The organism is Hyalangium ruber, from assembly GCF_034259325.1.
Lineage (GTDB): Bacteria > Myxococcota > Myxococcia > Myxococcales > Myxococcaceae > Hyalangium_A > Hyalangium_A rubrum.
Genome location: NZ_JAXIVS010000001.1, coordinates 1,077,111 through 1,102,727 on the forward strand (window position 1 = coordinate 1,077,111; position 25,617 = coordinate 1,102,727).

General features: G+C 69.4%; 27 protein-coding genes. 15 read left to right on the top strand and 12 right to left on the bottom strand.

Annotation, left to right across the window (positions count from 1 at the left end):
• The first annotated feature begins 193 nt into the window (after positions 1-193).
• Together SYV04_RS04370 and SYV04_RS04375 are read left to right on the top strand one after the other, a co-directional pair.
• Positions 194-1,816, top strand: a complete 1,623-nt coding sequence (locus SYV04_RS04370; RefSeq protein ID WP_321544308.1) for an ABC-F family ATP-binding cassette domain-containing protein — start codon at positions 194-196, stop codon at positions 1,814-1,816.
• A 25-nt stretch (positions 1,817-1,841) separates the two neighbouring features.
• Positions 1,842-2,756, top strand: coding sequence for a flagellar motor protein MotB (locus SYV04_RS04375; RefSeq protein WP_321544309.1), 915 nt, complete (start codon positions 1,842-1,844; stop codon positions 2,754-2,756).
• A gap of 45 nt (positions 2,757-2,801) precedes the next feature.
• On the opposite strand, the gene SYV04_RS04380 is transcribed toward SYV04_RS04375, so the two are convergent.
• Together SYV04_RS04380 and SYV04_RS04385 are read right to left on the bottom strand one after the other, a co-directional pair.
• Positions 2,802-3,485: a hypothetical protein gene (locus tag SYV04_RS04380; RefSeq protein ID WP_321544310.1), complete on the bottom strand. Its 684-nt coding sequence runs from the start codon at positions 3,483-3,485 to the stop codon at positions 2,802-2,804.
• A gap of 138 nt (positions 3,486-3,623) precedes the next feature.
• Positions 3,624-4,004 carry a TFIIB-type zinc ribbon-containing protein gene (locus SYV04_RS04385; protein WP_321544311.1) on the bottom strand — a complete coding sequence of 127 codons (381 nt, stop codon included), beginning with the start codon at positions 4,002-4,004 and terminating at the stop codon, positions 3,624-3,626.
• Between the two features lie 236 nt (positions 4,005-4,240).
• Between SYV04_RS04385 and SYV04_RS04390 the strand changes: the two genes are divergently transcribed.
• From SYV04_RS04390 to SYV04_RS04400, 3 genes are all read left to right on the top strand, one after another.
• Complete coding sequence (locus SYV04_RS04390) at positions 4,241-4,681, top strand: hypothetical protein (RefSeq protein WP_321544312.1); 441 nt, start codon at positions 4,241-4,243, stop codon at positions 4,679-4,681.
• A 114-nt stretch (positions 4,682-4,795) separates the two neighbouring features.
• The gene (locus tag SYV04_RS04395; protein ID WP_321544313.1) at positions 4,796-5,779 is read left to right on the top strand and encodes a hypothetical protein; all 984 of its coding nucleotides are present in this window, start codon (positions 4,796-4,798) and stop codon (positions 5,777-5,779) included.
• Between the two features lie 168 nt (positions 5,780-5,947).
• Positions 5,948-8,071, top strand: coding sequence for a serine/threonine-protein kinase (locus SYV04_RS04400; RefSeq protein WP_321544314.1), 2,124 nt, complete (start codon positions 5,948-5,950; stop codon positions 8,069-8,071).
• A 3-nt stretch (positions 8,072-8,074) separates the two neighbouring features.
• On the opposite strand, the gene SYV04_RS04405 is transcribed toward SYV04_RS04400, so the two are convergent.
• The 3 genes from SYV04_RS04405 to SYV04_RS04415 all read right to left on the bottom strand — a co-directional run bounded on the left by SYV04_RS04405 (position 8,075) and on the right by SYV04_RS04415 (position 11,958).
• Positions 8,075-9,988, bottom strand: a complete 1,914-nt coding sequence (locus SYV04_RS04405; protein ID WP_321544315.1) for an OPT family oligopeptide transporter — start codon at positions 9,986-9,988, stop codon at positions 8,075-8,077.
• A 61-nt stretch (positions 9,989-10,049) separates the two neighbouring features.
• The gene (locus SYV04_RS04410; protein ID WP_321544316.1) at positions 10,050-10,535 is read right to left on the bottom strand and encodes an FKBP-type peptidyl-prolyl cis-trans isomerase; all 486 of its coding nucleotides are present in this window, start codon (positions 10,533-10,535) and stop codon (positions 10,050-10,052) included.
• A gap of 142 nt (positions 10,536-10,677) precedes the next feature.
• Positions 10,678-11,958 (bottom strand): dicarboxylate/amino acid:cation symporter, encoded by a 1,281-nt coding sequence (locus SYV04_RS04415; RefSeq protein WP_321544317.1) that lies wholly within the window; start codon positions 11,956-11,958, stop codon positions 10,678-10,680.
• A gap of 94 nt (positions 11,959-12,052) precedes the next feature.
• Between SYV04_RS04415 and SYV04_RS04420 the strand changes: the two genes are divergently transcribed.
• From SYV04_RS04420 to SYV04_RS04430, 3 genes are all read left to right on the top strand, one after another.
• Positions 12,053-12,691, top strand: coding sequence for a 2OG-Fe(II) oxygenase (locus tag SYV04_RS04420; RefSeq protein WP_321544318.1), 639 nt, complete (start codon positions 12,053-12,055; stop codon positions 12,689-12,691).
• Between the two features lie 25 nt (positions 12,692-12,716).
• Positions 12,717-13,178, top strand: coding sequence for an OsmC family protein (locus SYV04_RS04425; RefSeq protein ID WP_321544319.1), 462 nt, complete (start codon positions 12,717-12,719; stop codon positions 13,176-13,178).
• A 68-nt stretch (positions 13,179-13,246) separates the two neighbouring features.
• The gene (locus tag SYV04_RS04430) at positions 13,247-14,656 is read left to right on the top strand and encodes a hypothetical protein (RefSeq protein WP_321544320.1); all 1,410 of its coding nucleotides are present in this window, start codon (positions 13,247-13,249) and stop codon (positions 14,654-14,656) included.
• A gap of 4 nt (positions 14,657-14,660) precedes the next feature.
• Here the strand turns inward: SYV04_RS04430 and SYV04_RS04435 are convergent, their stop codons facing one another.
• The 4 genes from SYV04_RS04435 to SYV04_RS04450 are packed head-to-tail and all read right to left on the bottom strand — an operon-like array spanning position 14,661 to position 17,351.
• On the bottom strand, positions 14,661-15,431 hold the full coding sequence (locus tag SYV04_RS04435) for a DNA-methyltransferase (RefSeq protein ID WP_321544321.1): 771 nt from the start codon (positions 15,429-15,431) through the stop codon (positions 14,661-14,663).
• A gap of 34 nt (positions 15,432-15,465) precedes the next feature.
• The gene (locus tag SYV04_RS04440) at positions 15,466-15,702 is read right to left on the bottom strand and encodes a hypothetical protein (RefSeq protein ID WP_321544322.1); all 237 of its coding nucleotides are present in this window, start codon (positions 15,700-15,702) and stop codon (positions 15,466-15,468) included.
• A gap of 20 nt (positions 15,703-15,722) precedes the next feature.
• On the bottom strand, positions 15,723-16,571 hold the full coding sequence (locus SYV04_RS04445) for an SDR family oxidoreductase (RefSeq protein WP_321544323.1): 849 nt from the start codon (positions 16,569-16,571) through the stop codon (positions 15,723-15,725).
• 60 nt (positions 16,572-16,631) lie between these two features.
• Positions 16,632-17,351, bottom strand: coding sequence for an endonuclease III domain-containing protein (locus SYV04_RS04450; protein WP_321544324.1), 720 nt, complete (start codon positions 17,349-17,351; stop codon positions 16,632-16,634).
• Between the two features lie 184 nt (positions 17,352-17,535).
• Here SYV04_RS04450 and omp85 point away from each other — a divergent pair, with 184 nt between their 5' ends.
• The 4 genes from omp85 to SYV04_RS04470 all read left to right on the top strand — a co-directional run bounded on the left by omp85 (position 17,536) and on the right by SYV04_RS04470 (position 20,794).
• Positions 17,536-18,951 carry an Omp85 family outer membrane protein gene (gene omp85, locus SYV04_RS04455; RefSeq protein WP_321544325.1) on the top strand — a complete coding sequence of 472 codons (1,416 nt, stop codon included), beginning with the start codon at positions 17,536-17,538 and terminating at the stop codon, positions 18,949-18,951.
• A gap of 95 nt (positions 18,952-19,046) precedes the next feature.
• A complete protein-coding gene (locus tag SYV04_RS04460) occupies positions 19,047-19,640 on the top strand; it encodes a Uma2 family endonuclease (RefSeq protein WP_321544326.1) in 594 nt (197 codons plus the stop codon).
• A gap of 12 nt (positions 19,641-19,652) precedes the next feature.
• Positions 19,653-20,312, top strand: coding sequence for a TolB family protein (locus SYV04_RS04465; protein WP_321544327.1), 660 nt, complete (start codon positions 19,653-19,655; stop codon positions 20,310-20,312).
• A 71-nt stretch (positions 20,313-20,383) separates the two neighbouring features.
• Entirely contained in the window at positions 20,384-20,794 is a 411-nt protein-coding gene (locus tag SYV04_RS04470; RefSeq protein ID WP_321544328.1) for a hypothetical protein, read from the top strand.
• Positions 20,795-20,802: 8 nt separating this feature from the next.
• Here the strand turns inward: SYV04_RS04470 and SYV04_RS04475 are convergent, their stop codons facing one another.
• Positions 20,803-21,975 carry a TfuA-like protein gene (locus SYV04_RS04475; RefSeq protein ID WP_321544329.1) on the bottom strand — a complete coding sequence of 391 codons (1,173 nt, stop codon included), beginning with the start codon at positions 21,973-21,975 and terminating at the stop codon, positions 20,803-20,805.
• Positions 21,972-23,135, bottom strand: coding sequence for a YcaO-like family protein (locus SYV04_RS04480; RefSeq protein WP_321544330.1), 1,164 nt, complete (start codon positions 23,133-23,135; stop codon positions 21,972-21,974). The genes SYV04_RS04475 and SYV04_RS04480 overlap by 4 nt, the downstream gene beginning before the upstream one ends.
• Positions 23,136-23,229: 94 nt before the next feature.
• Here SYV04_RS04480 and SYV04_RS04485 point away from each other — a divergent pair, with 94 nt between their 5' ends.
• On the top strand, positions 23,230-23,688 hold the full coding sequence (locus SYV04_RS04485) for a peroxiredoxin (protein WP_321544331.1): 459 nt from the start codon (positions 23,230-23,232) through the stop codon (positions 23,686-23,688).
• Here SYV04_RS04485 and SYV04_RS04490 read toward each other — a convergent pair.
• Positions 23,685-24,269, bottom strand: coding sequence for a TIGR02265 family protein (locus tag SYV04_RS04490; RefSeq protein WP_321544332.1), 585 nt, complete (start codon positions 24,267-24,269; stop codon positions 23,685-23,687). The genes SYV04_RS04485 and SYV04_RS04490 overlap by 4 nt on opposite strands.
• 176 nt (positions 24,270-24,445) lie before the next feature.
• Here SYV04_RS04490 and SYV04_RS04495 point away from each other — a divergent pair, with 176 nt between their 5' ends.
• Positions 24,446-25,084, top strand: coding sequence for an RNA polymerase sigma factor (locus SYV04_RS04495; RefSeq protein WP_422723906.1), 639 nt, complete (start codon positions 24,446-24,448; stop codon positions 25,082-25,084).
• A complete protein-coding gene (locus SYV04_RS04500; protein WP_321544333.1) occupies positions 25,081-25,605 on the top strand; it encodes a zf-HC2 domain-containing protein in 525 nt (174 codons plus the stop codon). Before SYV04_RS04495 ends, SYV04_RS04500 begins: the two co-directional genes overlap by 4 nt.
• Positions 25,606-25,617 lie beyond the last annotated feature (12 nt).

The following is a 25,617-nucleotide window of genomic DNA, read 5'->3' on the forward strand; positions in this document are numbered from 1 at the left end:
CCGAGCGAGCAGCCGGGGCGACGATGGCATGGCCCGGAGCGGAAGCGCACCCCCTGCCCCGGGGAGCGGCCTTACGGGCAAGCGGAATCCCGATTGCATGGAGGGAAGCTCCGTGTCACCTGGGGGGTTTCAGGGCATCCCCCAAGCGCCTGGGGCCTGTGTTAGGTAGGCGCCCCCTTCCCAGGAAGCTCGCATGATTCGCCTCGACAACATCGGCAAGCAGCACGGCCATCAGATCCTCTTCGTGGAGGCCTCCGCCCAGCTCAACAAGGGCGAGAAGGTCGGCCTGGTTGGCCCCAACGGCGCCGGCAAGTCCACCCTCTTCCGCATGGTCATGCAGCAGGAGCACCCGGACGAAGGCCAGGTCTCGGTCGACCGGGGCGTCACCATCGGCTACTTCGACCAGGACGTGGGCGAGATGTCGGGCATGAGCTCCGTGTCCGCCACCATGGAGGGCGCCGGCCCCGTGGCGAAGGTCGCCGCCGAGCTCAAGGAGCTCGAGGCCGCCATGGCCGACCCCGAGCGCATGGATGAGATGGAGAAGCTCATCGAGCGCTTCGGCGTGGTGCAGGGCCGCTACGAGGAGATGGGCGGCTACGCGCTGGAGGGCCGCGCCCGGGAGATCCTCGCCGGCCTGGGCTTCTCCCAGGACATGATGGACGGGGACGTGGGCGCGCTCAGCGGCGGGTGGAAGATGCGCGTGGCGCTGGCCCGCATCCTCCTGATGCGTCCGGACGCCATGCTCCTGGACGAGCCGAGCAACCACCTCGACATCGAGTCGCTCATCTGGCTGGAGAACTTCCTCCGGGGCTACGAGGGCGCGCTGCTGATGACCAGCCACGATCGCGAGTTCATGAACCGCATCGTGACGAAGATCATCGAGATCGACGGCGGCACGCTGACCACCTACTCGGGCAACTACGACTTCTACGAGAAGCAGCGCGCCCAGAACGAGCGCCAGCAGCAGGCCCAGTTCGAGCGCCAGCAGGCCATGCTCGCCAAGGAGCTGAAGTTCATCGAGCGCTTCAAGGCGCGCGCCTCGCACGCCGCCCAGGTGCAGAGCCGGGTGAAGAAGCTGGAGAAGATTGAAAAGGTGGAGCCGCCCAAGCGCCAGCAGACGCTGCTCTTCGATTTCCAGCCGCCGCCGCGCTCGGGCGATGACGTGGCCAAGCTGGAGCAGGTGGTGAAGGGCTACGGCAAGCGCCGCATCTACGACGGGCTGGACTTCCTGGTGCGCCGGGGCGAGCGCTGGTGCGTGATGGGCGTGAACGGGGCCGGCAAGTCCACCCTGCTCAAGCTCATCGCCGGCGAGTCCCGGCCGGATGACGGCGCGGTGACGGTGGGCTCGAGCGTGAAGATGGGCTACTTCGCCCAGCACGCCATGGAGGTGCTGGAGCCGGAGCTCACCGTGTACGACTCGCTGGTGAACCGCTTCCCCCGCGCCTCGCAGGGCTCGCTGCGGGCGCTGGCCGGCTGCTTCGGCTTCTCGGGCGATGAGATCGAAAAGAAGTGCCGGGTGCTCTCCGGTGGTGAGAAGGCGCGGCTGGTACTGGCGCAGATGCTCTATGACCCGCCGAACTTCCTGGTGCTGGACGAGCCCACCAACCACCTGGACATGGCCACCAAGAAGATGCTCATCACCGCGCTGGCGAACTACGAGGGCACCATGCTCTTCGTGAGCCACGACCGGCACTTCCTGGCGGCGCTGTCCAACCGGGTGCTGGAGCTGACGCCCGAGGGCATCCACCAGTACGGTGGCGGCTACACGGAGTATGTGGCGCGCACGGGCCAGGAGGCCCCCGGCCTGCGCAACTGACACACCCTCGATGAAAGAGGCGCCGATGTTCCGCCCCCTTCTGTCCGCCCTCTGCCTGCTGGCGCTGGCCCTGCTGCCCACGGGGGCCTTCGCCCAGTACGAGCACCGCCCCCTGCCCGGCTTCGAGCTGGAGCGGCTGCAGTTCGACCCGGGGGCGCTCGGCTCGCTCGTGGTGGGCACGGGGCGAACCCTGGGACAGGGCGTCTTCCGAGCCTCGGTGCAGCTCCAGTACGAGCAGATGCCCCTCTCCTTCGAGGAGGGGTGGGATCCCCAGGCGGGGCTGGGAGTCGTGGAGGGCAAGTTCTCCACCCACGTCACCGCGGCCTACGGCGTGCTGCCCTGGCTGCAGGTGGGGGCCCAGCTGCCCTTCATCCTCAACCAGTCCGGCTCTCGGGTGCTGGACATGGTCCCGCCGGCGAAGGCCGGGCTGGGCACCCCGTGGCTCGGCGTGCGCGCGGGGCTGCTCCAGGCCCAGAACGGAGCGCCGCTGAACCTCGCGGTGGACGTCTCGGGCGGACTGCCCGTGGGGAGCTCCTCGGCGCTCGCCCGCGAGGGCTTCATGCTGCTGCCCCGGCTCCAGGCGGGCCTCCAGTCGGAGGGCTTCCAGATGGGCGCCGACCTGGGGGTGCTGCTCCGCTCCCGGAAGGACTTCTCGGAGCGCTCACAGCGAGAGCACGACGTGCTGGGCAACGAGCTGCGGGTGGGCGCCACCGTCACCTCCCTGGGAGGCAAGAAGACGCGCGGCGAGGTAAGCGCGCTGGTGGGCATTCCGCTGTCGGGCGGCCAGGTGGGCGGCGAGGTGTTGCTGGCCATCCGCCGCCACGCGCTGCCGTGGTTGGACCTCTACGTGCTCGGCGGGCCGGGCCTGGGTCGGGCCATGGACATGCCCACCTTCCGCGTCATCGCCGGCGCTTCCTTCTCCAGCGTCAAAATCGACTGACAGGGAGAGGGAGTCCTGCCACTCCCCCTCCCCGCAGCCGTCAGCTCAGTTCATGGGCCACAGCGCGGAGATCTCCGCGCACGCCAGCTGCAGGTCACCCATCCGACGCTGCTGCGCCTTGGGCGCCACGAACACCTTGCCCGCGAACACGTCGAACACGCGCACCAGGCGGTGGTCCACGGGTCCACGCTGCGTCAGGTGCTGCTCCGCGTACCGCTGCAGCACCGTGGTGATGTACTGCCCGGCCTGCTCATCCAGCGGCTTGTGCTTGGCGAAGTAGAGCTTCAGCAGCCCCGAGTGCATCTCCCCGTGGCGGTCCACGCTGCGCAGGATGATCTCCGGCCGCACGTTGATGGTGACGCCGGCCATCTCCAGCGGAGGCAGCTCCACGTCCGCGGGGCTCGCCACGGCGTTCGTCAGCGAGAGCTCGTTGGCGGAGGCCAGAAAGTGCTGGAGCGCCTCGGCGCACAGCGCCATCCGGTGGGCGTCGAAGTCCGACTCGGGCGCGGCGTTGAGCAGCCGGCGCTGGTGGTAGCGAAGAATCACCTCGTCGCGGCCTCCGCAGAGGTACTCGACGATGGCCTGGGCGGCCTCGGGGTAGCGCAGGTACTGGGGGTCCGGCGGGTTCTTCTGGGCGTGGATGATGCGCTTGCGCAGCGCGGGCGTCGCGGTGAGGTACTGGCCCAGCTTGTTGACCGAGACGCACGGATTCTCACGGATTTCAGCCATGGTCGACCCTTCCTTGCCGTTGCGGGAATAAGGAGAGACTACCGGTCGGGTCTGACATTCCTCGGAGCGCGCGCCGGCCCTCCGCCCCTGGCGCGGGAAGACCTGGGACGTGGCTTTTTCCCCTGCGCGAACCGGGGGTTACGTCCTGGCGATGAAGCGCACCGCGTCGACGATCGCCGCCACGAGCCCCATCTGCTGGATGGCCTCCAGTTCGCCCTTGTCCAGCCAGACGCCCTGGCACCGCTCACACACGTCGAGCAGCACGCGGCGATCTCGTTCGCTCTTCACCTTCTTCAGCATGGCAGCCGGCTGACAGCGAGGGCAGGCAATCTCCCGAACCTGGAGCTCCTCGGAAGGCAGCCGGCGCCACTCCACCACCCGCATGTCCACCGTCTGCTCCAGCACCCGCAGGTCCTGGCCTTCCACCCATCGGCCCTGGCACTGGGGACACCGCAGGGTCCGCACTTCGGGCTCCAGCTGTTCCTCGGCCATCACTTTGTCGCAACGTGGGCAGTTCATCGCGCCGCCGAGGGTACCAAGCCCGCGCGGCGGAGGCTCGCACGGACACACCTGGACTACACTGCCGGGCCCTCTCGAGAGGTCTCGTGGAAGCCACACGGAAAGGCGTGCCCCCCTCCGCGTTCGGCGTGGAGGCGGAAGATGGCGATCCCCTGGACCGGGTGCTGGATCTGCTCGTGCGCCTGCCTCCCGCTCCAGTAGGGCCGGTCCCCCTTTTGAGATAGAGGAGACTCCCCGTGAGATATCCCCCCAGACTCGGCCACCTCGCCAACCGCCCCGTGGTGGTGAACCGCCTCGTGCCCACCTACGCCCGGGCCCACCAGATCGACGAGCAGGAGGCCTCCCAGCGGCTGACGCGAGCCCTGGCCGGCCACATCTGGGAGGACCTGCTGGCGGCCACCTGGGAGGCGATGAAGGGCCGGGTGAAGCGGCTCGACGAGGAGAAGCTGCTGGAGAAGGTGGCCACCACGCTCCAGGAACGGCCCCTGCGCTACGGCAAGGCCCTGGACACCAACCCCGCCTGGAGCGCCTTCATGATGCTGCTGGACCTGGAGATCGGCACCGCCGGAGACGCCGCCCGGCGCGTCATGGAGACCGAGCAGGGCCAGAAGATGATGGCGGCGGGACTGGCCGAAGCGGGCGCCTTCCTCGCCACGGAGCTGACGAAGGGAAAGTGAGGCGCCCGGCCCCTCGGGGTGGCATTTTCGCGGGGCCCTGGCCGTTCACCTCCCTTGACTGCTCGCCCTTCATTCCCCGGGAGCAACCGGGCAGGCGCTCCCCGAGACTCGCACGTGCTCATCCGGTACTCCGATTGGAAGCGGCCCACGGACGCCGCCTACGCGTTCCAGCTCCGCGCGGTGACAGGCCCAGGCACGCCCGGAGGCTTCACCCCCGCGCTCCCCGAGCCCGGCACCCGGAGCGACATCCGCGACGTGGCCCGCGAGGTGCTCGCCGACGGCGAGGCGGAGCGCTTCGAGGCCAAGGTGCGCCGCTGGTCCGGCCCCGAGGACGTGGTGGGCGAGGCCGGCCAGAAGCCCTATGAGGGCCAGCAGCTCACCTTCGCCGAGGCCCCCTGGCAGGACACGCTGCGCCGGGAGGCGCTCGACACGGTGCTGCGGGGCACCGTCCTGGTGTTGCGCGGCCGCGCGGGGCAGGCCGACTACGTGCTGCGCGACCACCACATGCTGGACGTGGCGCTCTACCATTACCGCACCACTGGCGAGCTGCCCCGCGCCCTCTTCCACGCGGACCGGCACTCGGATTGGTGCAAGGACAGCTACCTCGAGGCCCGGACGCCACAGCAAGCCGCCACGTGGTGGAAGCTCTTCGAGGGGCTGAAGCGGCCGGACACGGGGGCCTCCGTCCTGGCAGACCCGGACATCTTCTTCACCACCGGTACCGGTACGCGCACCTCCCGCATGAGCGGCCGGGACATCGGCGTCTCCTGCCTCGTCCCCTCCACCCTGGACACCGAGCAGCTGGGCTGGCGTCAAGTGCTCGACCAGCCCTCCGCCACCCAGGCCGATTGGGTCTCCCTGGACCTGGACTTCTTCCAGCCCGCCCCTCAGCTCCGGGTGAGCCGGGGCTTGCTGCGGGACGAGCGCTTCCAGGCCATGCTCGCCCGCGCCCGGGTCCGCGTCTTCGTCCTCTCGCCGCAGTTCACCAACGGGGGAGACCGCATCGATCCCTGGGAAATCCAGGGAAGCATGTCTTCCTCCCTGCGGTTGCTGAACCTGCTGCGCCGGCTACCCGAAGGGTTGACGCCTCCGCGCTGACCCGGCCCCCGTACACCGTCACGAAACGTTTGCACGGGGGGCTTTCTTTTCTCTTAAAGAGAGAGACAATTAAGCTGCCCGTGTTGCGAGTACGTGACACACCACCGTGCGCGGGTTTCGCACTGTAAGTTGGGCGTACCATTCAGCGGGGAGAAGGGCGTACCAGGCGTGGATCCCAGTTCCTCCAAGCCGAAGGACCACCCGAGCGAGTCGGAGGCGGGCGCTTCCGAGCGGTCCGACAAGACCGCGTTCATGGGTAGCCCCGCCCCCGTTCCTCAGGACTCCCTGTCGCCCACCAACCTGCGTCCGGACGCGAAGAGCCCCGAGCAGTGGTGGGCTCCGCCCAAGTCCGAGCCCGCGCTGGAGGGCGGCTCCGCCCCGACGCCTCCCCCCACCGACCCGCTGATCGGCGCGGTGGTGGGCAGCTTCCGCCTGGTGCGTAAGCTGGGCGGAGGCGGCATGGGCACCGTCTACCTGGGTGAGCACACCGTCATCGGCTCCAAGGTCGCGGTGAAGTTCCTGCACGAGCACTTCGCCTCCAACGAGGCGCTGGTGCAGCGGTTCCTGGCCGAAGCGCGCGCGGTCAACATGATCGGCCACGAGAACATCATCAACATCTTCGACATGAACGTGGTGCCGCCCCGCCGGCACTACCTGGTCATGGAGTACCTGGAGGGCAGCCCGCTGTCATCGATGACGGGCAGCCCGCAGACGCCCGCGGTGGTGGTGCCCATCCTCACGCAGGTGTGCGACGCGCTGCAGGCGGCCCACGTCAACGGCGTGGTGCATCGCGACCTCAAGCCGGAGAACATCTTCCTGGTGCGGCACGACCGCACGCCGCACTTCGTGAAGGTGCTGGACTTCGGCATCGCCAAGCTCTTCGACGGCTCGCAGCCCAACGGGCAGACTTCGCTGGGCACCATCATCGGCACCCCCGAGTACATGGCGCCCGAGCAGTGGTCCGGCAAGGTCTCGGATGGGCGGACGGACCTGTACGCGCTGGGCATCATCGCCTACGAGCTGCTCACGGGCCGCACCCCCTTCGCCAAGGGCGGGCTGGGCAGCCTGCTGCACGCCCACCTGCAGGAGATGCCGGCCGCGCCCCACGAAGCGAACCCCTCGGTGCCGGTGGTGCTCTCGCAGGTGGTCATGCGCGCCATGGCCAAGCGCCCGGAGGACCGCTTTCGCAGCGCCTCCGAGATGCGCACCGCGCTGGAGCAGGCGCTCATCGCCCGGCCACCGCCGCCGCAGCCCCCGGTTCGCCCTTCCACCCAGATGCGCGCCGTGCAGCCGGCTTCCGGCGGGGCCTCGGACACGATGATGGGCAGCGCGCCCACCGCGCCGGCGCCCGCGCGAGCCTCCGGCGCCATCATGGCGATCGGCGTCATCGCCCGCGTCACCCTCTCGCCGGGGGCCGAGCCGGTACGGCTGGCGTGTACGGACCTGAGCCGCGCGGGAGTGTTCCTCTGCACCGACAACACCCTGCCCCCGCTGCGCGCGCGCCTGCCGCTCACCCTGGAGCTGAGCAACCGGAACCTGCCCTGCACGGGCGAGGTGGTGCGCCACGTCACCCCGGCCCAGGCCGCCTCCTGGGGCATGCGCGCGGGCTTCGCCGTGCAGTTCGTGGAGCTGTCCACCGAGGTGCGCGACGTGCTCAACCGCATGGCCCAGGGGCAGAACCCGCCCCCGGCCGCGCCCAAGGCCGCGCAGGATGATCCCCAGGCCGAGGCGCTGCTGGCCATGCTGCTGCAGCGCATGAACAGCGACCCCTACGTGATGCTGTCGCTGCCGCAGAACGCCACCTTCGACGACATCCGCCAGCACGCCCGCGCCGCGATGACGGCGCTGGACACCATCGCCGCCCGGCCGCTGTCGGCGCGCCAGGCGAAGGACCTGGGGGAGATGCGCTCGCGCGTGGAGAAGGCCGCCGAGACGCTGGGCCAGCCGCGCCAGCGGATCGAACACGACGCGTGGCGGGGCAACTACGCGGGCGTGGCGCGCTGCATGGCCAGCGGCATGACGGCCACTGAAATCGAGGCGCTGAGAGTGCGCTTCGTGCAGGCGCACCCGGGCGCGGAGACGAAGGAGCGCATCCACGCCACCACCGCCTCGGCCTGGGAGTCCCAGGGCAAGTGGGAGCTGGCGCTGTCCGAGTACGAGAAGGCGCTGACGGCCAACCCGCTGAACCTCTCGCTCCAGCAGCGCTACTGGACGCTCAAGCAGCGCGGCGCCAAGCCCACCCCGCCCCCCAACGGCCCCAAGGACGGCCGCCGCCCCCCGGGGCGCTCGTAACGCCTACTTGGGCATGAACTTGAGGGCCTTGAGCATCGCGATGGCGATGCCCATGAGGCTCTCGCCCGCGATGAAGCCCGAGCCCACCGGGAGCACCGCGGCCTCGGACAGCTTCGGCTTGAAGCGGCGGAGCACCTCGGCGGTGGCCGCCCCGATGAAGAAGCTGAAGGAGTTGGAGGCCGGCAACACGATGGCCAGCCCGAAGCCCGAGGCCGACGGAATGAAGGGCTTCAGGCGCTTGGGGGCCAGGCGCTCCAGCAGCACCAGCGCGATGCCCAGCACCGCGCCACACGCGGCGGACACACGGGCGGTCGGGTGCAGCGACGACAGCCCCTTCGAGAGCATCTCCGCCACGCCCGCCCACACCAGCGAAGCCGGCGCGGGGAAGTCCTTGGAGCCCAGCAGCTTCGGGTCATCGATGATCAGGTGAAAGGCCGGCACCACCACCAGGGCCCCGGCCACCACGCCGAAGAGCTGGGCGAAGAACTGCTGACGGGGGTTGGCGCCGAGCAACCACCCGGACTTGAGGTCCGTGAGCAGGTCCGCCGAGTGCAGGCCCACGCCGCCCGTGGCGTTGGCGGCCATCAGGTTGGCGGTGATGTTGCCGGGCACCATGCCCCCGTAGATGAACTGCGTCACCGGCCCCAGCGCCTTGGTGGGCGTGTTGTCCGTCTCTCCAGTGACGCGCGAGGCGATGATGCCCATCAGCACCGCGAGCGGCAGCGCGATGATTCCCGCCCACAGGGGAATCTTGAAGAGGTAGGCCATGAGCACCACGACGATGGGGCCCAGGATGGCGAAGCCCATCGGGAACCAGGCGGGCGGGCACTCGATGCCGGCCAGCGGATCCACGGGCGCCTCCTCCTTCTTGCCGAACAGCCCCGACAGGGACCGGAACGAGCGCACCACGCTGCGCCACTCGAGCGCGAAGGACAGCAGGCCCGAGGTGATGAGCACCGCGGCCCCCGTCCACAACATCCACCCGTTGATACCTTTATAGGAGATGACGGTGATGGCCCCCACGGACGGGTCCGCCATGGCCGGCGCCAGGAAGCCGTAGGTGAGCACCGCCCCCAGCAGCATGGACCAGCCCGTCTTCCAGCTCATCAGCGCCCCGGCCCCCACCAGTAGCAGGCTCGGCTGAATGGCCAGGGTCCAATCTCCCGCGGGGCGACCCCGCAGGGTGAACGGCAGGCTCCACTCCGCGGGCAACCAGGGCAGGCGCAGCCACTCCGGGAAGCGCACCTCCATCCACGCGCTCCGGGCGTCACGGGCCACGGCAATCACTGCGCCAATCAACCCCGCGAGCCCGAGCAGCCGCGACTTCTGGCGCGCCACTTCCCCGTGGCCGTGGAGCGCGTTGATGGTCTCCGCGGTGGCGGTGCCGGTGGGGAACGGCAGCGCCTCGATGTTGATGAGCTGGCGCTTGATGGGGATGGCCGCGAAGACGCCCAGCATGGCGACGACCGTGAACCAGAGGATCAACCACCCTGAGCTGGGCAGCACCCCGGTGAGCATGAGCACCGCGGGCACGGCGATCATGTTGCCGCCGCCCGTCATGTACCCGGCGGCCGAGGCCACCGAGCCCATGGCGTTGTTCTCCAGAGGGGTGAACTCCGTGCGCAGCAGCTTGAGCTGCCGCAGCACGCTGAACACGGTGTAGGCGAGGATGCAGGAGGTGATGGTCACCCCCATGCTCCACCCCATCTTGAGGATGACGTACAGGTTGGACAGGCACATCACCCCACCGATGAGCATGCCGGAGATGACGGCACGCACGGTGAGCTGGCGCGCCCCACCCTGGTAGACGTTCTCCAGCCAGTAGCGCTCGGGGTCCTGCGCCGGTGAAGGCGAAGAGCCCGCCACGGTGGCGGAGGAGACGTGGGGGGTCGGCTCGTTCGGGACGGGGTGGCTCATTGGGGCCGCAAAGATAGTTCAACGGCCCCGCTGGAACGAGCGCTCTCCCCGAATCTCACGCTCAGTGGTCGTGGCCGTCCGGGCCGTGCGCGTGCCCGTGGGTGAGCTCCTCGGCGGTGGCATCCCGCACGCCGCGCACGGTGACATCGAAGTGCAGCGTCTTTCCCGCCAGCGGGTGGTTGAGATCGACCACCACGGTCTGCCCCTTCACCTCGTGGATGCCAATGGGGATGACCTCGCCCCCGTCCGTCTGCGCGGCCAGGCGCATGCCCGGCTTGAGCTCGGCATCGGCCGGGAACATGGTGCGCGGCACCTCCTGGAGGCCCCGGGCGTCATGCTCGCCGTAGCCCTGGGCGGGAGGCACCACCACCTTCTTGGCATCACCGATGCCCATGCCCTCGAGCTGGCCCTCCAGCCCGGGGACGATCTGCCCGCGCCCATGCAGGTAGGAAAGAGGCTTGCCAGGCTCGCTCTCGTCAACGACCTGGTCGTCTCCCAGGTGCAGCCGGTACTCCAGTTCGACGACTCGATCCTTGGCGACTTTCATTGAGGAGACTCCTCGGGTGCTGCTGGCTACGGGTAGGACTGCTTCACAGAAAGGATGCGAGCGCTCGGGGCCGCGCGCAGGGTGAGACAAGGGAGCGTATAGCGCTCGTCTCCTCGGCTGCCCATGACTCGCGTGGGCCTCGTCAGGATGCGGACGATTCCGCGGGAGCGGTGGAGGGCTCGGGATCGTCCGGCTCGCCCCGGGCGACGTAGAGGGCGGCGGCGAGATCGCCGGTGACGTTGAGGGTGGTGCGACACATGTCCAGGAAGCGGTCCACGCCGAGGATGAGGCCGATGCCCTCGGGCGGAATCTTGAACAGGCCGAGGATCATCATGATGACCGGCAGGGAGCCGGCGGGAACGCCCGCGGTGCCGATGCCCGCCAGCACGCAGATGAACATGATGACGGCCTGGTCACCGAGGCTCAGCGGCACGCCATAGACCTGGGCGATGAAGAGCACGGTGACGCCCTCGAAGAGCGCGGTGCCGTTCTGGTTCATCGCCGAGCCGGCGGTGAGGACGAAGCGCGAGACGTGGCGCGGCAGCTTGAGGTTCTCCTCGGCGACCTTGAGCGCGGTGGGCAGCGAGGCGCTGGAGGAGGCGGTGGAGAAGGCGGTCACCATGGCCAGGCGCACGTCTCGGAAGAAGGAGATGGGGTTGCGGCCTCCCAGGAAACGGATGGCCAGGGAGTAGACGCCGAACATGTGCAGCCCGAGCGCCAGCAGCACCACGGCCACGTAGGAGAGGATGGAGCCCAGCACCTCCACGCCCAATTGCGCCATCACGGAGAAGAGCAGCGCGGCCACGCCGATGGGCGCCAGCTTCAGCACGCCTTCGATGAGCCGCATCATCACGTCATAGAGCCCCTGTAGCACCTCGCGCAGCTTGAGCGCGGCGGGCGTCTGCGTGACGGCGAGCCCCGCGCCGAAGATGAGGGCGAAGACGATGAGGCCGATCATGTCCCCGTCAGCAGCGGTGCGGATGGGGTTGTCCGGCACCATGCTGACGATGAGCGCGGCGGGCGAGGTGTTGCTCGGGGTGGGCGCGGACTTGAGCGCCGAGGGGTTGCTGCGAGCGGCGGCGATGGCCTCCTGGCTGAAGCCGGCGCCGGGCTGGAGCACATTGACCAGCACCAGTCCCAGGAGCACGGAGATGGCGGAGAGCACCACGGTGTAGCCGAACGTCTTCGCCCCGAGCCGGCCGAGCTGCTTCAGGTCCAGCTCACACACGCCCATGACGAGCGCGGAGAAGAGCAGCGGGACGACCAGCATGAGCAGCAGGCGGATGAAGATCCGCCCCACGGGCTGGGTGATGTTGGTCACCGTCCACGAGAGCCAGGCGGAGTCCCCGGCCAGCCAGTGGGCCAGAAGCCCGGCCACGGTGCCGAGGACAATGCCCACGAGCATCTTCTGGTGTGCCTTCATCCGGGGTTCTCGTGCCTCGTGGAAAGGGGTGGCGCAGCCTAGCGGCGAATGGGAGTGGCGCCTACCTTCCATTCGGCGGAAGCTCCTCCTCGCCGTGGAACCCCTCGTCCAGCTCACAGATGGCGCCCTGCCCGAGCCGCTCTTCCGCCGCCTGCTGCGGCGCGTGGGGGCGCTGGGCACCGAACGCCTGCGAAACACCTATCAGACGACGTTCTGGTACGACTTCGGCGAGCCCACCAACGTGGTGGAGGAGGCCATCCTCGCCCTGCATCCCCGCGTGGTGGGCCGGCGCCGCATCGCGGGCGTGGAGTGGTGGCTCAGCCGCATGTCCACCACGGACGTGCGCGTGGACTTCCACCAGGACCGGGATGAGAAGCTGGCGCTGCGCACCGGGAAGCTCGTACACCCGCGCCTGTCCTCCGTGCTCTTCCTCAACCGCGCCCGGGGCGGGGCGCTGGCCGTCACCCGGCAGCCTCCGGATCCCGACAACCCCTCGCTGGCACCGCGAAGGCTGGATGACCTGACGTTGGTGGCGCCGCGCCCCAACCGCTTCGTCCTCTTCGACGGGAAGCTGACGCACGGGGTGCTGGATGCGAACAACCAGATCCCGGACGGGCGGCTCCCGGGCCATGTGCGACAGCGACGCACCATTCCACTGAATTGGTGGACCTCGCGCCCGACGGATGTGCCCACGTGGGCGGAGACAGGAATCTACCGGGCGTTGGGAGTGTGAGCCCGCGAGTAGCCAGGAGAAGACCATGCCGATACGGACCAAGAGCTGGACCTACGACACGAGCCTGAGCTGGAGCCAGGAGCTGGAGGGCGAGCTCGCCTCGACCGGGCTGCCAGGGCTGACCTTTGGCTCCCCCCCGGAGTTCGGAGGCAAGGCGGGGCGCTGGGGACCGGAGACGCTCCTGCTGGGCGCCGCCGAGTCATGCACCCTGCTCACCTTCCTCTCCATGGCTCGCCGCAAGGGGGTGCAGTGCTCGGCCTACCGCAGCAGCGCGGTGGGGACGCTGGCGGCGGACAGCGAGGGGCTCATCCGCTTCACCGAGGTCATCATCCGCCCGGTGGTGCGGGTGAAGAGCGAGGCGGACGCGGAGGTGGTGCGCGCCCTCTTCCAGGATGTCCCCCGGCGCTGCTTCATCGGCGCCTCGCTCAAGGCCGAGCCCCGCATCGAGCTGACCGTGGAGGTCGCCGACGCGACGGGAGGCGCGTAACTGGCAACGCGGGGCGGGGGCTCTATCCTCGGACGGCTGACGCAGACCGTCAGCAGAGAGGCTTCCCCATGCCAGGCTCCCGACTCGGTCCCACGCTGGCGGATGCGAATCGCGGCTCCTCCGACGATCTTCCGTTCAAACGCGGCTTTGGCTCGAACCTGGGGCCGAAGACCCAGCCCGGCGAGGGACCGACGGTCGTGCTCCCCTCGCCCGTGGTCATCAAGCCCCTCGTCCTCCCCAAGGATCGCTGGCGCGAGGAGCAGGAGGCGATGCGCCAGCGCGCGCGGGAGTACGTGCTCTACATCCTGCTGACCACGGGCTACCTGCCAAAGTTCGAACTCCTGATGCGCGCCGACCCCAAGTTCGCGGCGGCGGTGCGGGCGGAGTCCCAGCGCATCGCCGCCAAGGCCGCCCTGGAGCTCGAGGAGCGCAGGGCCGCGGAGCGCAGAATCATGGAGAAGCTCCAGGCCGAGCGGGAGGCCCGGAGAAAGCGCCTGCTCAAGACGCTCGGTGGCATCCTCAAGCTCGCCGCGGAGCGGGCCGGGATGAGCCTGTCCCAGCTGGAGGTCTACGTTGGGACGCCCGACTTCGTCATCAACACCGGGTCCGAGGCCGGCCTGAGTGACGCGCAGCTGGTGCTGGAGACGAGCTACCCCGATCTGACCATCTCGCAGATCCGCGACCTGACGCTGGAGCGCTTCGTCGACCTGATCCTGCGGTGCAACCTGCTCTCCAATTCGTGCGGTGCCACCTCGGCGATCCTCGACGCCGTCACGTCGACCGACGGCACCATGGGCCCGATGACCCCGACCACGGTCGAAGGGCTCATCAACGCGCTGGAGCTGGCGGCGAAGACGAACCGCACCTACTGGTGCTGCCGGATCACCCGCGAGCCGCACTCGTTCTTCATCGAGTACCGCTCGGGCGAGGTGCGCGTCTACCAGAGCTATTTCAGCAAGTACACGCTGGCCTTCTCCGTCAAGCAGGGCAGGAAGTTCTCGTTCCGCAACTTCATCTCGCTGCTCCAGACGACCATGACGGAGGACGACAGATCGCGAAAGCTGGAGCTGTTCATGGCCGAGCCGCACTGGCGCAACACGCAGATCACCTACCGGCTCAACCTGTCACCGGCCAGACCGGAGACCATCATCCAGAACATCCTGGCCCTTCTTGCGACGGCGTCGCCCCAGTGGGCGGACGTGCGCCACAGGACGATGCGAGAACTCGCGCCAGACGCGCCGCCGATCCAGCAGGCCACGGTGACCGACTTCAGCTCCCAGCTGCCGACGGAGTACACCCTCGCCGCGGATGAAGCCCCGTACCTCATGGAACTCACCGAGGAGCAGGAACGCACGCTGGATGAAACGGGACGGCTCCCCGACGGCGACTACACCAGCCTCCTGGCCAGCGGTGTGCAGTACACCCTGCAGCGCTACGACGAGAAGTCGAACACGTACACGTTCCGGAAAAAGAACTGAGTCCTCAGCCCGGAGCGTGCTCGCGGGCCGTTTCCCGCAGGCGCTGCGTCACCCGCTCGGCCCACTCGGGCTCGATCTCCATGCAGGCCGGCAGCCGCCCCAGGCGGATCGCCGCCGCTGGAGTCGAGCCGCTGCCCGCGAACGAATCCAGCACGGTGTCTCCCGGGCGGCTGTAGGTGCGCACCAGCGGCTCCAGGACCGAGAAGGGCTTGTGGTGCGGGTGGTTGCCCCAGCGGCCCGCCTCCGCGTCATCGTCGTAGCCGCTCACCACCGCCCAGGTGGTAGGCAGGTCCCCTAGGCCGGGCGTCGGCGGGAGCGTGCGGGAGAAGACCAGCGCCACCTCGTACACCCGCAACAGCTGCTCATTCGCGTTCTTGTCCGTGGTGCGCTTGCCCCAGGTGTACTCGCCCAGCAGGTGCGTGTACCCGAGCCCCCGCGCCACCGTGGTGATGGGCTCCTTGCCCAGCAGGTTCGTCCAGATGACCAGCTTCGCCTCCGGCGTGAGCCAGGACACCGCGCGCGTCATCCATGCCTCGGTGAAGACGCGGTAGTCGCGCACCGTCTCGAAGCGGACGATGGGGTTGCGGTCGATCTTCTTGTGCGCGCGAGGGTCGCGCTCGTCCCCGCCCTTGCGCCTGCGCGTGAGCAGGCAGTACGGCGGGTCGGTCAGCAGCAGGTGCGCGCGGGTGTCTCCGAGCGCCGCGCGGTAGCCCTCGGGCTCGCGCGCGTCGGCACGGTGGCAGCGCAGGACTTCGGGTGGAAGGTCGATGCTCATCCCGGCGCGTACCCTACACCCGACGGCGCCACGCTCAAGGCGTGGATGGCTCCGCGCGCGTGACGGCGAGCACCTCTCCCACCGGCACCCGGTCATGCGAGCGGAAGACGGCGAAATCGTCTCCCTGCTCGGTCACCACATCCACCACCCGATCGATGAAGGTCTCCCCGCTCCGGAGCTCGACGGCCACGGGCCGGTGCCGGAGCACGGCCTCCTCGAGCACGTCGAGGAAGTCACACCGCCCCAGCTCGTCCTGGCACATCCGAGTCATCCGCGCCTCCTTCTCCAGGACTAACGCTGACCCGAGGCGAAGTCCTTCGCGTACTGGCTGAAGCTGCGCGGCGGCCGGCCGAGCACGTCCTTCACCCCCGTGCCCAGCGCCGCGGACCAGCCCTGCTTGATGATGAAGTTCAGCTCCATCAGGCCATCCACCGACCACTTGGAGGCGCCCATGTCCGTCATGGCCTTCTGTGCCGCCGCCTCGGGCACGTCCACGTAGGTGTACTTGTGGCCCACCGCCTGGCCAAGCGCGTCGAGCGCCTCCTGAGCCCCCAGCGCCTCCGGGCCGGTGAGGTCGTACGTCTTGCCCTCGTGCCCCGGCGTGGTCATCACCACCGCGGCCACCTCGCCAATGTCGCGTCCGTCCACCCATGCCGCCTTGCCCTGGCCATGCGGCAGGTACACGGTGCTGTCCTTCTTCGGATCCGCTCCGTAGAAGTTGATGAAGTTCTCCATGAAGAAGGTGGGACGCAGCATCGTCCACGCGATGCCGCTGGCCTTGATGGCGTTCTCGCCAGCCTTGTGCAGACGCCCCAGCATGATGCCCGGCTCGGCGTCAGCGCCCATCACCGACAGCTTCACGATGTGCTTCACGCCCGACTTCTTCGCCGCGTCCACCAGGCGCTGGGTGTACTCAGCCTGCTTCTCCGTCGTCGGCGTCAACACGAAGAGCTTCTCCACACCCTGGAGCGCCGAGCCGTACGTCTCCAGCTTGTCCCAGTCGAACAGGACCGCCTCGACTCCAGAGCCCTGGAGCTTCTCCGGTGAGCGCGAGGCCACCTTGAAGCGCGCGCCCCGGGCCTTCAGCGCCTTCACCGTCGATGAGCCGATCGTGCCCGTGGCCCCCGTTACGAGAATCATGTGCCTCTCCCGTGTCACGTTGAACGACCCTCTCACCATGACACGGCGGCGCCCTGGACGTCAGCTCACCTCCTGCATCCGCTCCTGGCCGAAGGGGCACAGGTCCAACACCGGGCAGCGCTCGCAAGCGGGCGACTGGTAGTAGCAGCAGCGCTGGCCGTGCAGCATCAGCACCTCGTGGTGATCATAGACCTGCTGCGCGTCCCAGCTCGGCGGCAGCAGCGCCGTGAGGAGCGCGTGCGCGGGGCCCACGGGGATGCGGGCGGAGATCAACCCCAGGCGCACCGCCACGCGGTAGTGGTGGCTGTCCACGGGCAGGGCCGGCATCCGCAGTCGGCTGAAGAGGAGCACGGCGGCGCTCGTCTTGGGCCCCACGCCCGGCAGCGACTCCAGCCACGCGCGCGCCTGAGGTACGCTCAGCTCCCCGAGGAAGTCGAGCGCCATGTCCCCTCCCCTGCGCGCGGTGAGCTCCCGGAGGATGGCCTGGATGCGCGGTGCCTTCTGCTCGGGCCAGGTGACCGGGGCGATGGCCTCCTGCACCTCCGCGGTGGGCGCGTCCCGAACGGCCTGCCAGGTCGGGAAGCGCGCCCGGAGCTGTCGGAAGGCGCGCCCCGTGTCCCGGTTGCGCGTGCGGTGCGACAGCAGCGCGGAGACCAGCTCGCTCAACGGGTCCAGCTCGTGGAAGAACGCGATGGGACAGCCGTAGGCGACGCACAGGCGCTCGTGTACCCGCAGCGCCTTCTCCCCCGGTGTGAGCGACAACGTTCCAACGGTCTCCATGTCCACCTCCCTGCCCCACGGGTGGTGAGGCGCGCATGTGACCTGACAGGTGGGCATCGGGCCCGCGTCCGCCCAGCCCCTCGGGACACAATGCCTTCTCGGGCGTTGACTGCCGCACGGGTCCCTGGCGTCCCTGCCTACCTCTGGCGTAGCGTCTGCCATTCCAACGAGCGCACGAGTCCCCATGAGCTGGAACCGCCTCCCCGTCCCGCCTGCCCTCTCCTGGCGCCGCGCTGTCCCCGTCCTGTTGGCGAGCCTCGCCCTGGTCCCTTGTGCCGCCTGGGCCCAGGATCCCGCCGAGCCGCCGCCCACCCCCACCCCGGCTCCGGTGGAGCCCTCTCCCGCGCCTCCGGTGACGCCCTCGGACCCGGCGGATGCGCCCGCGCGCCGCAAGGGCTGGGACTTCCAGGGCGTGCCCATCCTCAACTTCAATACCGACGAGGGGTTTGGCTACGGCGCGCTGGCGATGCTGATTGACCGCGCCGACGGCACCTACGAGCCCTACCGCTACTCGGTGCTGCTGCAGTTCTTCCAGACGACGCGGCAGGTGGCCTCGCACCTGCTGAACATCGATGCGCCCCGCTTCCTCGAGTCCCAGTGGCGCATGGGCCTGGACCTTGGCTACATCCGGACGCGCTACTCCCCCTACTACGGGCTGGGCAACACGGCCGAGCGCATCCCCGAGTGGGCGACGTGCGACGACCGGGACGCGCTGGAGGCGAACCCCGACGTCTGCCCGGGCAACCCCGAGTTCCGAGGCCTGCGCTACTACACCTATGACCAGCGGACGCTGCCGCGCGTGCGCCTCAACGCCCGCCGGGAGCTCGCCGACGACTGGGTGCTCTTCCTGGGCTACCGCCTACGGATGGAGCGCCTGGGACTGCGCTACTCTGCGGACGATCTGGGCCAGAGCGGCGACTCGAAGATCCTCGAGGACGCGGCGGCGGGAGTGTTCGACATCTACCCGGGAGGGCTGAGCAACCCGCTCACGGAGCGCACCTCGGAGCTGACCGCCGGCATCCAGTACGACACGCGGGACGTCGAGTCGGGGCCCACGCTGGGCATGTTCCACGAGCTGTCGCTGCGCGGCGGCGCCGCGCCCATCGGCAGCCAGTTCAACTACTGGGGCGCCACGATGCACGCCCGCTTCTTCCATCCGGTGGTGCCGGGGTATCGCCGCCTGGTGGCCTCGTGGCGCGGCCTGCTGGACGTGATGGGAGGCGAGGTGCCCATCTCCCTGCTGCCCCTCTATGGCGGGCTGGACGGCAAGGATGGACACGGCGGCGTCTACTCCGCGCGAGGCATCCTCCTGCGTCGCTATCAGGGCCCGGTGAAGCTGCTGCTCAACGGCGAGCTGCGGTGGACGCCGCTGTCCATCGAGCCGCTGGGGCAACAGTTCGACTTCACCCTGGCGGGCTTCGTGGACTCGGGGCGTGTGTGGAGCGACCTGAAGTTCTCGGAGGGTGGCGGGTTCAAGACGTCCGCGGGCGGAGGGCTGCGCATCGCCTGGAACCGTGAGTTCGTCATCCGCCTGGACTACGGCGTCGGCATCACCGAGCCCACCACCGGCTTCTACCTGGACTTCGGTCACATGTTCTGACCGCGTCCGTTGAGGACTACCGGGCAACCGCCTGAGGGCCTGCTGCCTTGGGGTGCCCGGGATGGCTAAACTGTTGAAGACGCAGAAGGTGAGCCATGAGAGCCCCCGGCCGGAAGCCCGCGACCTATGACGATCTGATCCTGCTGCCCGAAGACCGGGTCGGGGAGATCATCGACGGCGAGTTGTACGCCTCACCCAGGCCAGCCATCCGTCATGCCAAGGTGTCTTCCACGCTGGGGATGGACCTGGGCGGTCCCTTTCAGCGAGGCCGAGGAGGCCCCGGTGGCTGGTGGATCATCGATGAGCCAGAGCTGCACCTTGGCAAGGACGTGCTTGTTCCAGACCTCGCTGGCTGGAAGAAGGAACGCCTCCCCCAGCTCCCGGACACTCCCTACTTCGACCTGGCTCCCAACTGGCTCTGCGAGGTCCTCTCCCCCTCCACCGCGAAGCTCGACCTGGTCCGCAAGCTCCCCCGGTACGCACGCGCCGCCGTGGAGCATGCCTGGGTGGTCGATCCCATCCATCGGACGCTCGAGGTCTTCCGTCAGGAGCATGAACGCTGGGTGCTGCTCGTTGCCTTCGCGGGTGACGACAAGGTGCGTGCCGAGCCGTTCGAAGCGGTAGAACTGGAGCTCGGCGCATTGTGGCTGGAGGAGTCCCCTCCCTCCTCGCCCGACACCGAGCGCTGAAGAGGTCTCACCATGAAGACAGTCTGGATGGTGCCGCTGCTGGTCCTCGTGCTGGCTCTGCCCGCCCATGCCCGCGGCGCGAGCGTCGTCGAGGAGAAGGGCAACCTCGTGCTCGTGGAGCCCGGCGGGAAGAAGCGCAAACTGACCTCCTCGGGGCAGGACTCGCAGCCCAGCCTCTCCGCGGATGGCAAGGCGGTCGTGTTCGTGCGCCGAGGCTCGGGCGCCAAGCTGGAGTCCGCCGCGGGCGAGGTGGAGGCCAATGAGCTCTGGTGGATGGACACCACCGGAGGCAAGCCCCGTCGGCTCGTGCGCTCGGCCGCGAGCGACGACCCCAAGAAGTTCCTCGGAGCGCTCCAGACGCCCCAGTTCTCTCCGGATGGCAAGACGGTGTTCTTCATGAGCGCGGCCTGGACGACCTCGAGCGCCGTCCACAAAGTCGACGTCGCCACCGGCAAGGAGCAGTTCGTCTCTCCCGGCAACAGCCTCGAGGTCATCCCCCGAGGCGAGTACCAGGGCCGACTCATCGTCCAGATGCACAAGTACTTCCTGGGAGGCGGCACGTATGACTGGTTCTGGGTGCTCGAGCCGGACGGTCGCGAGATCGGCCCGATTGGTGAGGATTTGAAGGGATTCCTGGAGATCTATGTCTCCGAGGAGCAAGCCTCGCCCTGAGGCGCATTCACAAGCGGGGGCGCGGGAGAATAGGCTTCCCCTGTAGCAGACCGTTCATCAGGGGGAATGACATGGAGGCCGCACGCTACACCGTGAAGAACGAGCCGTCCGAGCGGACCATCTACATCCGCATGGAGGGCTTCTTCGAAGAGGAGGAGATGCGGAAGTTCTCGAAGGTCGCGCTCGAAGCGACCGACACCTATGGCGGCCAGCCGCACCTGGTGCTCGCGGACATGCGAGGCATGCAGATCGCCAGCATCGAGGTCTCGAAGCTCTTCGGTGAGTACATCGGCTCGGCACGGCAGAAGGGCGTGGCGTGCTGCGCCCACCTCTCCACCTCCACCGTGCAGAAGCTGCAGGCGGCACGGCTGGCCCGTGAGAACTCACCGGGAGACGACGTGACGGTGAACGTCGTCTCGATCGAAGAGGCGCACAAGCTCTTCGGCGAGGCCCGCCGCCGGTTGGGCTTCACCGCCCGGTAGGCCCCCCTTCACCGCGCGCGGGAGCGCTTCGCCTTGCGAAGCCCCCGCGCCACCTGCACCCAGCGGCCCCGCACGCGCGCCTCGGAGGCCAAGGCCTCCTCCCAGGAAGAGCCGTCTGGCAACAGGCGCTGTGCATGCGCGAGCGCGAGCCGCTCCAGGGCAAGCTCCTCGCACAGCCGACGCAGCCCTGGCGCGTCCAAGCCGCACGCCAGCAGGAACTCCTCCCGCCCCGTGGGCCGCACCCCGTGCTGGCGCCACCACTCCGCCTCCGCCGCCTTCACCTCCTCCACCGTGGGCACCAGCCCCAGCGTGCGGGCCCACCCCGCCAGCAACGCCCGACGCAGGCCCGCCTCCGCCAGCTCCACGCTGTCCGGCTCCCGCTGCAGCGCCGCCACCACCTGGGCGGAGGACACCTCCGCGCCCTGCACCACGGACACCCCATCCACCAACATCCGCCTCCGCACGAGCGAAGAGGGCGGCGACCGCGAGGGGCTCCGCGCGGGCAGCGGCGGCACCGGGGAGGACAAGAACTCCGACGCGGCCTGGATGCAGGCGATGGCATCCAGGCGCTTGAGGTCCTCCACCCCCTTGGACCACCAGGCTTCCCACGTTCCGCGCGTGGTGGCGGGCCAGGAAGGCCGTACGGCCTCCAGCACCCGGCGCCAGGTGCGCTCCTGGTAGAAGAGATTCGCGGCGGCCGCCACCATCGCCCGCGCCTGCCCCTGGGCGAGCACCCGCGCCGCGCGCGCGCGCAACGCCACGTGCCGCACGTTGACCAGCGGCACGGTGAGTGGCCGGTAGCCATGCTCCGCGTCGGCGTGCAGCAGCGCCACCTCGGAGTCGTCCACCAGCACCCCGTCCCGGTACCACTCGAAGATCTGCCCCACGCCCACCATGCCGTGGGCGGTCAGCTCCGCCGCGCGCAGCGCGCCCATGCTCCCGCCACCGAAGACGGCCACCCCCGCCTCCATGGCGGTGAGCAGCTCGTGGTGCCACACCGAGGGTTGGGCCTCGAAGACACCGTCCACCAGGGCGATGGCCCGAGGCCTCAGGGCGAGCGCCCGCCACACATCGCCCTGGCGGGCCGGCGGCAGCACGCGACACCGCGCCAGCTTGCGGGCCTCGTCCGCAGGAAGGGACGGCCCGAGGAAGACAACGAGCTCTTCGGCGCGGCGTTTCATAGAAGCTCCGAGATGCGCATGCCCGGCACCACCACGCGCCGGACGTGCAGTCCGGGCACGGGCGGGTCGAGCGTAACGGCGGCCACCTGGGTGAAGCCCGCGCGGCGAAGCTGATTCAGCACGCGCTGCAACCCCCGCACCGGGGAAGAGGCATCCGCGGAGAAGTCCGGCATGTCCTCCGCATGACGCTTGGGCCGCACCGAGGCGCACGCCTGGGCGAAGGCGCGCGCGGCGGCCTTGTCCGCCGAGGACACGTCCTCCCGCGCGCCATGGATGTCGGTGAGGCGCGACTGGGCCGCCTCCAGCAGGGCCTTGAGCAGCGCCTCGTCCCTGCCCAGCGCGCACGCATACCCCGCCGTGAGCGGCACCGGCCCCTCCTCCACGTCCACCAGCACCGCCGCGCCCACGGGCAGCCCCACCGTGCCCGGCGTGCGCGTCGTCGGCGTCACGTCGAACAGGTGAACCTCGAAGCCGCGCTCCCGCAGCGAGCGGGCCAGCGCCGCCGCGCGGGGAGCCCCTCGGCCGAGCACCACCGGGCCCAGCAGCCGCCGTCGCACCGCCTCCTCCGTCCACCCTCCCGGCAGCGCGCGGGCGAGCTGATCCCGCTCGGTGGCCTCCAGCAGCGCATGGAGCAGGGCGCGCCGCGCATCCGGGTGTGCCCCCGAGCCGTTGCTCGTCCATGCCACGCTCACCGGCCCCAGCGCCACCGCGTCCGAAGGCGGGCAGTGGACGCCCTGGGCGGGCACCCACACCTTGCGCCCCGAGTGCAGCTCCGTGGCCTCCCGCCACGCGCACCGCACCGAGTCCGTCCACAGCCGCCCATCCACCAACCGGCCCGCGGAGCCCAGCGCCTCGGCGCTCCAGGCGGCGATGGGGCGCCCGTGCAGCTCGGCGCGCGAGCCCCACGCCAGCTGCCCGGGCGACACGTGCTCCGCGGACCACAGCTCCGCCGTCTCGAAGAGCGCGCCCAGGGCCGCTTGCTCGAAGGAGGCCCCCTTGCCGTTGCACACCTGGAGCACATGGCCCCCCGGGCGCACCGCGCACGCCACCTCCACGCCCGTGCGGTCCAGCCCCGTCACCCGCGCCACCCGAGTGACGCCCAGTGCCTGGGCCAGCCGCTGTTGGAAAACCTGGGAAACAACCTGCTTGGTAGGATCCACGGCACCCAACCTTACCCTGAAAATTCACACCCGCAATCGATCCATCGTCTGCGGGAAGCATGTTAGGGGTGGGTTGTCTTCAAGGGGACCCCGGATGATTCAGGTCGGAGCGCCAGCACCGGACTTCACCGCCACCGACTGCCAGGGGCGCCCCGTCTCCCTGGCCTCCCTGAGAGGGCGGCGCGTGGTGCTCTTCTTCTTCCCCAAGGCCTTCACCCTCGGATGCACCCTCGAGACACGGGCCTTCCGAGACAACCACGCCCTCATCCAGGAGCTGGGCGCCGAGCTGGTGGGCGTCTCGGTGGACTCGGTGCGCACCCAGTGCGACTTCGCCGCGCAGGAGGACATCCACTTCGCCCTCCTCGGGGACGAGTCTCGCGCGATCAGCCGCGCCTATGACGTGCTCTGGCCCGTGCTCAAGGTGGACCGGCGCGTCACCTTCATCATCGACCCGGCCGGCACGGTGGAGTCCATCATCCGCCATGAGGTGCGCGTCTACCGGCACCTGGATGACGTGCTGCGTTACCTCCAGGAGCACCCGCTGCCCGCCTAATCCCAGGCGCAGGCGTACTCACAGTGCGGGGCGCCCTTGGCCACACAGCGAGGGTGGGTGACGCGTACCGAGCGCCCTCCGGACAGCTCGATGGCGCGCTGGTGCCAGCCGACGATGGTGAGGCAGTCCGACTCGGTGACGTTCTCGGCGCCGAAGGTGCGCAGGACGGCGGACTTGGGGCCCGTCTTCTCGTACGTACGCGAGCCGACGGCGTAATAGAAGCGGTAGATCTGCGGTGCCTGGCTGAGCAGGAACTGCGGATCTCCCTGACGCACGAAGACGTGCTGGGCGCCCTTGAGGTTCTCCTCGGCGGAGGCGCGCCCCATCTCCATGAAGGCCCGCACCCGGTCCTCGGGGGACAGGACGTCGGCGATGGCCGCGTCCAGGCGCATGTTCACGTCGATGGGGTACCAGTTGATGGGCAGGATCATCTTCCGCAGCAGGGCCTGATCCGCGGGCGGCAGCCGCTTGAGCACCTCGTCCACGCTCGCCTGGCCACCGTGCTGGCGCACCATGTTCAGCCGGGAGATGATCACCGTGCCCTTGATGCGGGAACTGGGAGGGGAGCCTGCCGTCGCCATGTGTCGGAGTCCTCAGAGGGACCAAGGGCGGCATCTTGTCAGCGGCCCGCCTGGGGGAGCAACCTTCTGTCACACCCTGCCTGCCAGTGGGCGCTTCTCTGCTACCCCGCCCGGTGAAACCGAATGTGCTCCGAGAGCGGATGTAACCTTTTGGCTCGCCCGGTGTTCCTGTCACCGTGAAGGCATGGGACACAGAGGGCGCCTCGAATCGCCCCCGACTGGCGCTGGCGACCGCTCCGGCTCCGACGGACGAGGAGCTGTGCCAGGCCTTCCTGGGGGGAGACGAAGCGGCCTTCGGCACGCTGGTGGAGCGCTACCGGACGCTGGTCTTCTCCCTGGTACGACGCTTCGCGCCACGGCCCGAGGACGCGGCGGACCTGGCGCAGCAGGCCTTCCTGCGGGCGCTGGAGGCCTCCGAGCGCGTCTTCTCCCGATGGACGCTGGCGAGCCCCACCCCCTTTCGCTCCTGGCTGGTGCGCATCTCCCTCAACCTGGCGAAGAACCACGCGCGCCAGGGCCAGCGCTGGCGCCCGGCCCTGCTCACGGAGGTGGAGGACGCGGCGACAGACCCGCACGAGTCCGCCCAGGAGTCCCTGGAGCGACAGGAACGTGAGCGGCACATCCGCGCCGCGGTGCTCGCCCTGCCCCGCCGCCAGCGAGAGGTGCTCACCCTGCGGGTGGACGGGGGCCTGCCCTTCAAGGACATCGCCGAGACGCTCGGCATTACCGAGAACAACGCCAAGGTGCAGTTCCACCACGCCGTCAAACGTCTGAAGGCGGAGATGACGGGCCCCCTGGAGGAGGAACGCGGATGAGCGCGTGCCAGGACTACGAAGAGCTGTTGACACTCCATGCCGCGGAAGCGCTGGAGCCTCAGGAAGAGGCCCGCGTGCGCGTACACCTGGAGACTTGCGCCGCGTGCCGGAGCGAGGCGGAGTCCACCGCGCGAGTGCTCGCCCAGGTGGCGCTGCCCCCGCCCTCGCCCGCCGAGAGGGAGCGGCTCGAGGCCCTGCCCCGGCGTGTCATGGGCGCTTGGAGGCGAGAGCAGGTGCGTCAATCGCTCCGCGGCCGCACCGTGGGCGTAATTGCGGCCGCGGCGGCCGTGCTGATGCTGATGGTGGTGCCCTCGCTCGTGCGCCGGGACGCACCGCGCTCCGTGGCGTCGCCCTCCTCCCCTGCCGCCCTCGCCTCGGAGTCCGAGGTGGCGGCCGAATTCGAGCAGTGGGCCTCCGCCGATCCCCTCACCGAGGTGCTCGACCCGGAGCTGCTGCTGGACGACGAAGGCGCCTGGGACGAGGACGCCGAGCTGGACTTCTCCGAGGACGACCTGTTCTGAACCCGAACGCTG

Bases quoted from the DNA above. Each gene is read 5' to 3' on its own strand.
- SYV04_RS04470 (WP_321544328.1), top strand. From the start codon at position 20,384: ATGGAGGCCGCACGCTACACCGTGAAGAACGAGCCGTCCGAGCGGACC.
- SYV04_RS04485 (WP_321544331.1), top strand. From the start codon at position 23,230: ATGATTCAGGTCGGAGCGCCAGCACCGGACTTCACCGCCACCGACTGC.
- SYV04_RS04475 (WP_321544329.1), bottom strand. From the start codon at position 21,975: ATGAAACGCCGCGCCGAAGAGCTCGTTGTCTTCCTCGGGCCGTCCCTT.
- SYV04_RS04450 (WP_321544324.1), bottom strand. From the start codon at position 17,351: ATGGAGACCGTTGGAACGTTGTCGCTCACACCGGGGGAGAAGGCGCTG.
- SYV04_RS04375 (WP_321544309.1), top strand. From the start codon at position 1,842: ATGTTCCGCCCCCTTCTGTCCGCCCTCTGCCTGCTGGCGCTGGCCCTG.
- SYV04_RS04430 (WP_321544320.1), top strand. From the start codon at position 13,247: ATGCCAGGCTCCCGACTCGGTCCCACGCTGGCGGATGCGAATCGCGGC.
- SYV04_RS04385 (WP_321544311.1), bottom strand. From the start codon at position 4,004: ATGAACTGCCCACGTTGCGACAAAGTGATGGCCGAGGAACAGCTGGAG.
- SYV04_RS04415 (WP_321544317.1), bottom strand. From the start codon at position 11,958: ATGAAGGCACACCAGAAGATGCTCGTGGGCATTGTCCTCGGCACCGTG.
- SYV04_RS04445 (WP_321544323.1), bottom strand. From the start codon at position 16,571: ATGATTCTCGTAACGGGGGCCACGGGCACGATCGGCTCATCGACGGTG.
- SYV04_RS04410 (WP_321544316.1), bottom strand. From the start codon at position 10,535: ATGAAAGTCGCCAAGGATCGAGTCGTCGAACTGGAGTACCGGCTGCAC.
- SYV04_RS04490 (WP_321544332.1), bottom strand. From the start codon at position 24,269: ATGGCGACGGCAGGCTCCCCTCCCAGTTCCCGCATCAAGGGCACGGTG.
- SYV04_RS04380 (WP_321544310.1), bottom strand. From the start codon at position 3,485: ATGGCTGAAATCCGTGAGAATCCGTGCGTCTCGGTCAACAAGCTGGGC.
- omp85 (WP_321544325.1), top strand. From the start codon at position 17,536: ATGAGCTGGAACCGCCTCCCCGTCCCGCCTGCCCTCTCCTGGCGCCGC.
- SYV04_RS04425 (WP_321544319.1), top strand. From the start codon at position 12,717: ATGCCGATACGGACCAAGAGCTGGACCTACGACACGAGCCTGAGCTGG.
- SYV04_RS04435 (WP_321544321.1), bottom strand. From the start codon at position 15,431: ATGAGCATCGACCTTCCACCCGAAGTCCTGCGCTGCCACCGTGCCGAC.
- SYV04_RS04500 (WP_321544333.1), top strand. From the start codon at position 25,081: ATGAGCGCGTGCCAGGACTACGAAGAGCTGTTGACACTCCATGCCGCG.
- SYV04_RS04465 (WP_321544327.1), top strand. From the start codon at position 19,653: ATGAAGACAGTCTGGATGGTGCCGCTGCTGGTCCTCGTGCTGGCTCTG.
- SYV04_RS04460 (WP_321544326.1), top strand. From the start codon at position 19,047: ATGAGAGCCCCCGGCCGGAAGCCCGCGACCTATGACGATCTGATCCTG.
- SYV04_RS04370 (WP_321544308.1), top strand. From the start codon at position 194: ATGATTCGCCTCGACAACATCGGCAAGCAGCACGGCCATCAGATCCTC.
- SYV04_RS04440 (WP_321544322.1), bottom strand. From the start codon at position 15,702: ATGACTCGGATGTGCCAGGACGAGCTGGGGCGGTGTGACTTCCTCGAC.
- SYV04_RS04405 (WP_321544315.1), bottom strand. From the start codon at position 9,988: ATGAGCCACCCCGTCCCGAACGAGCCGACCCCCCACGTCTCCTCCGCC.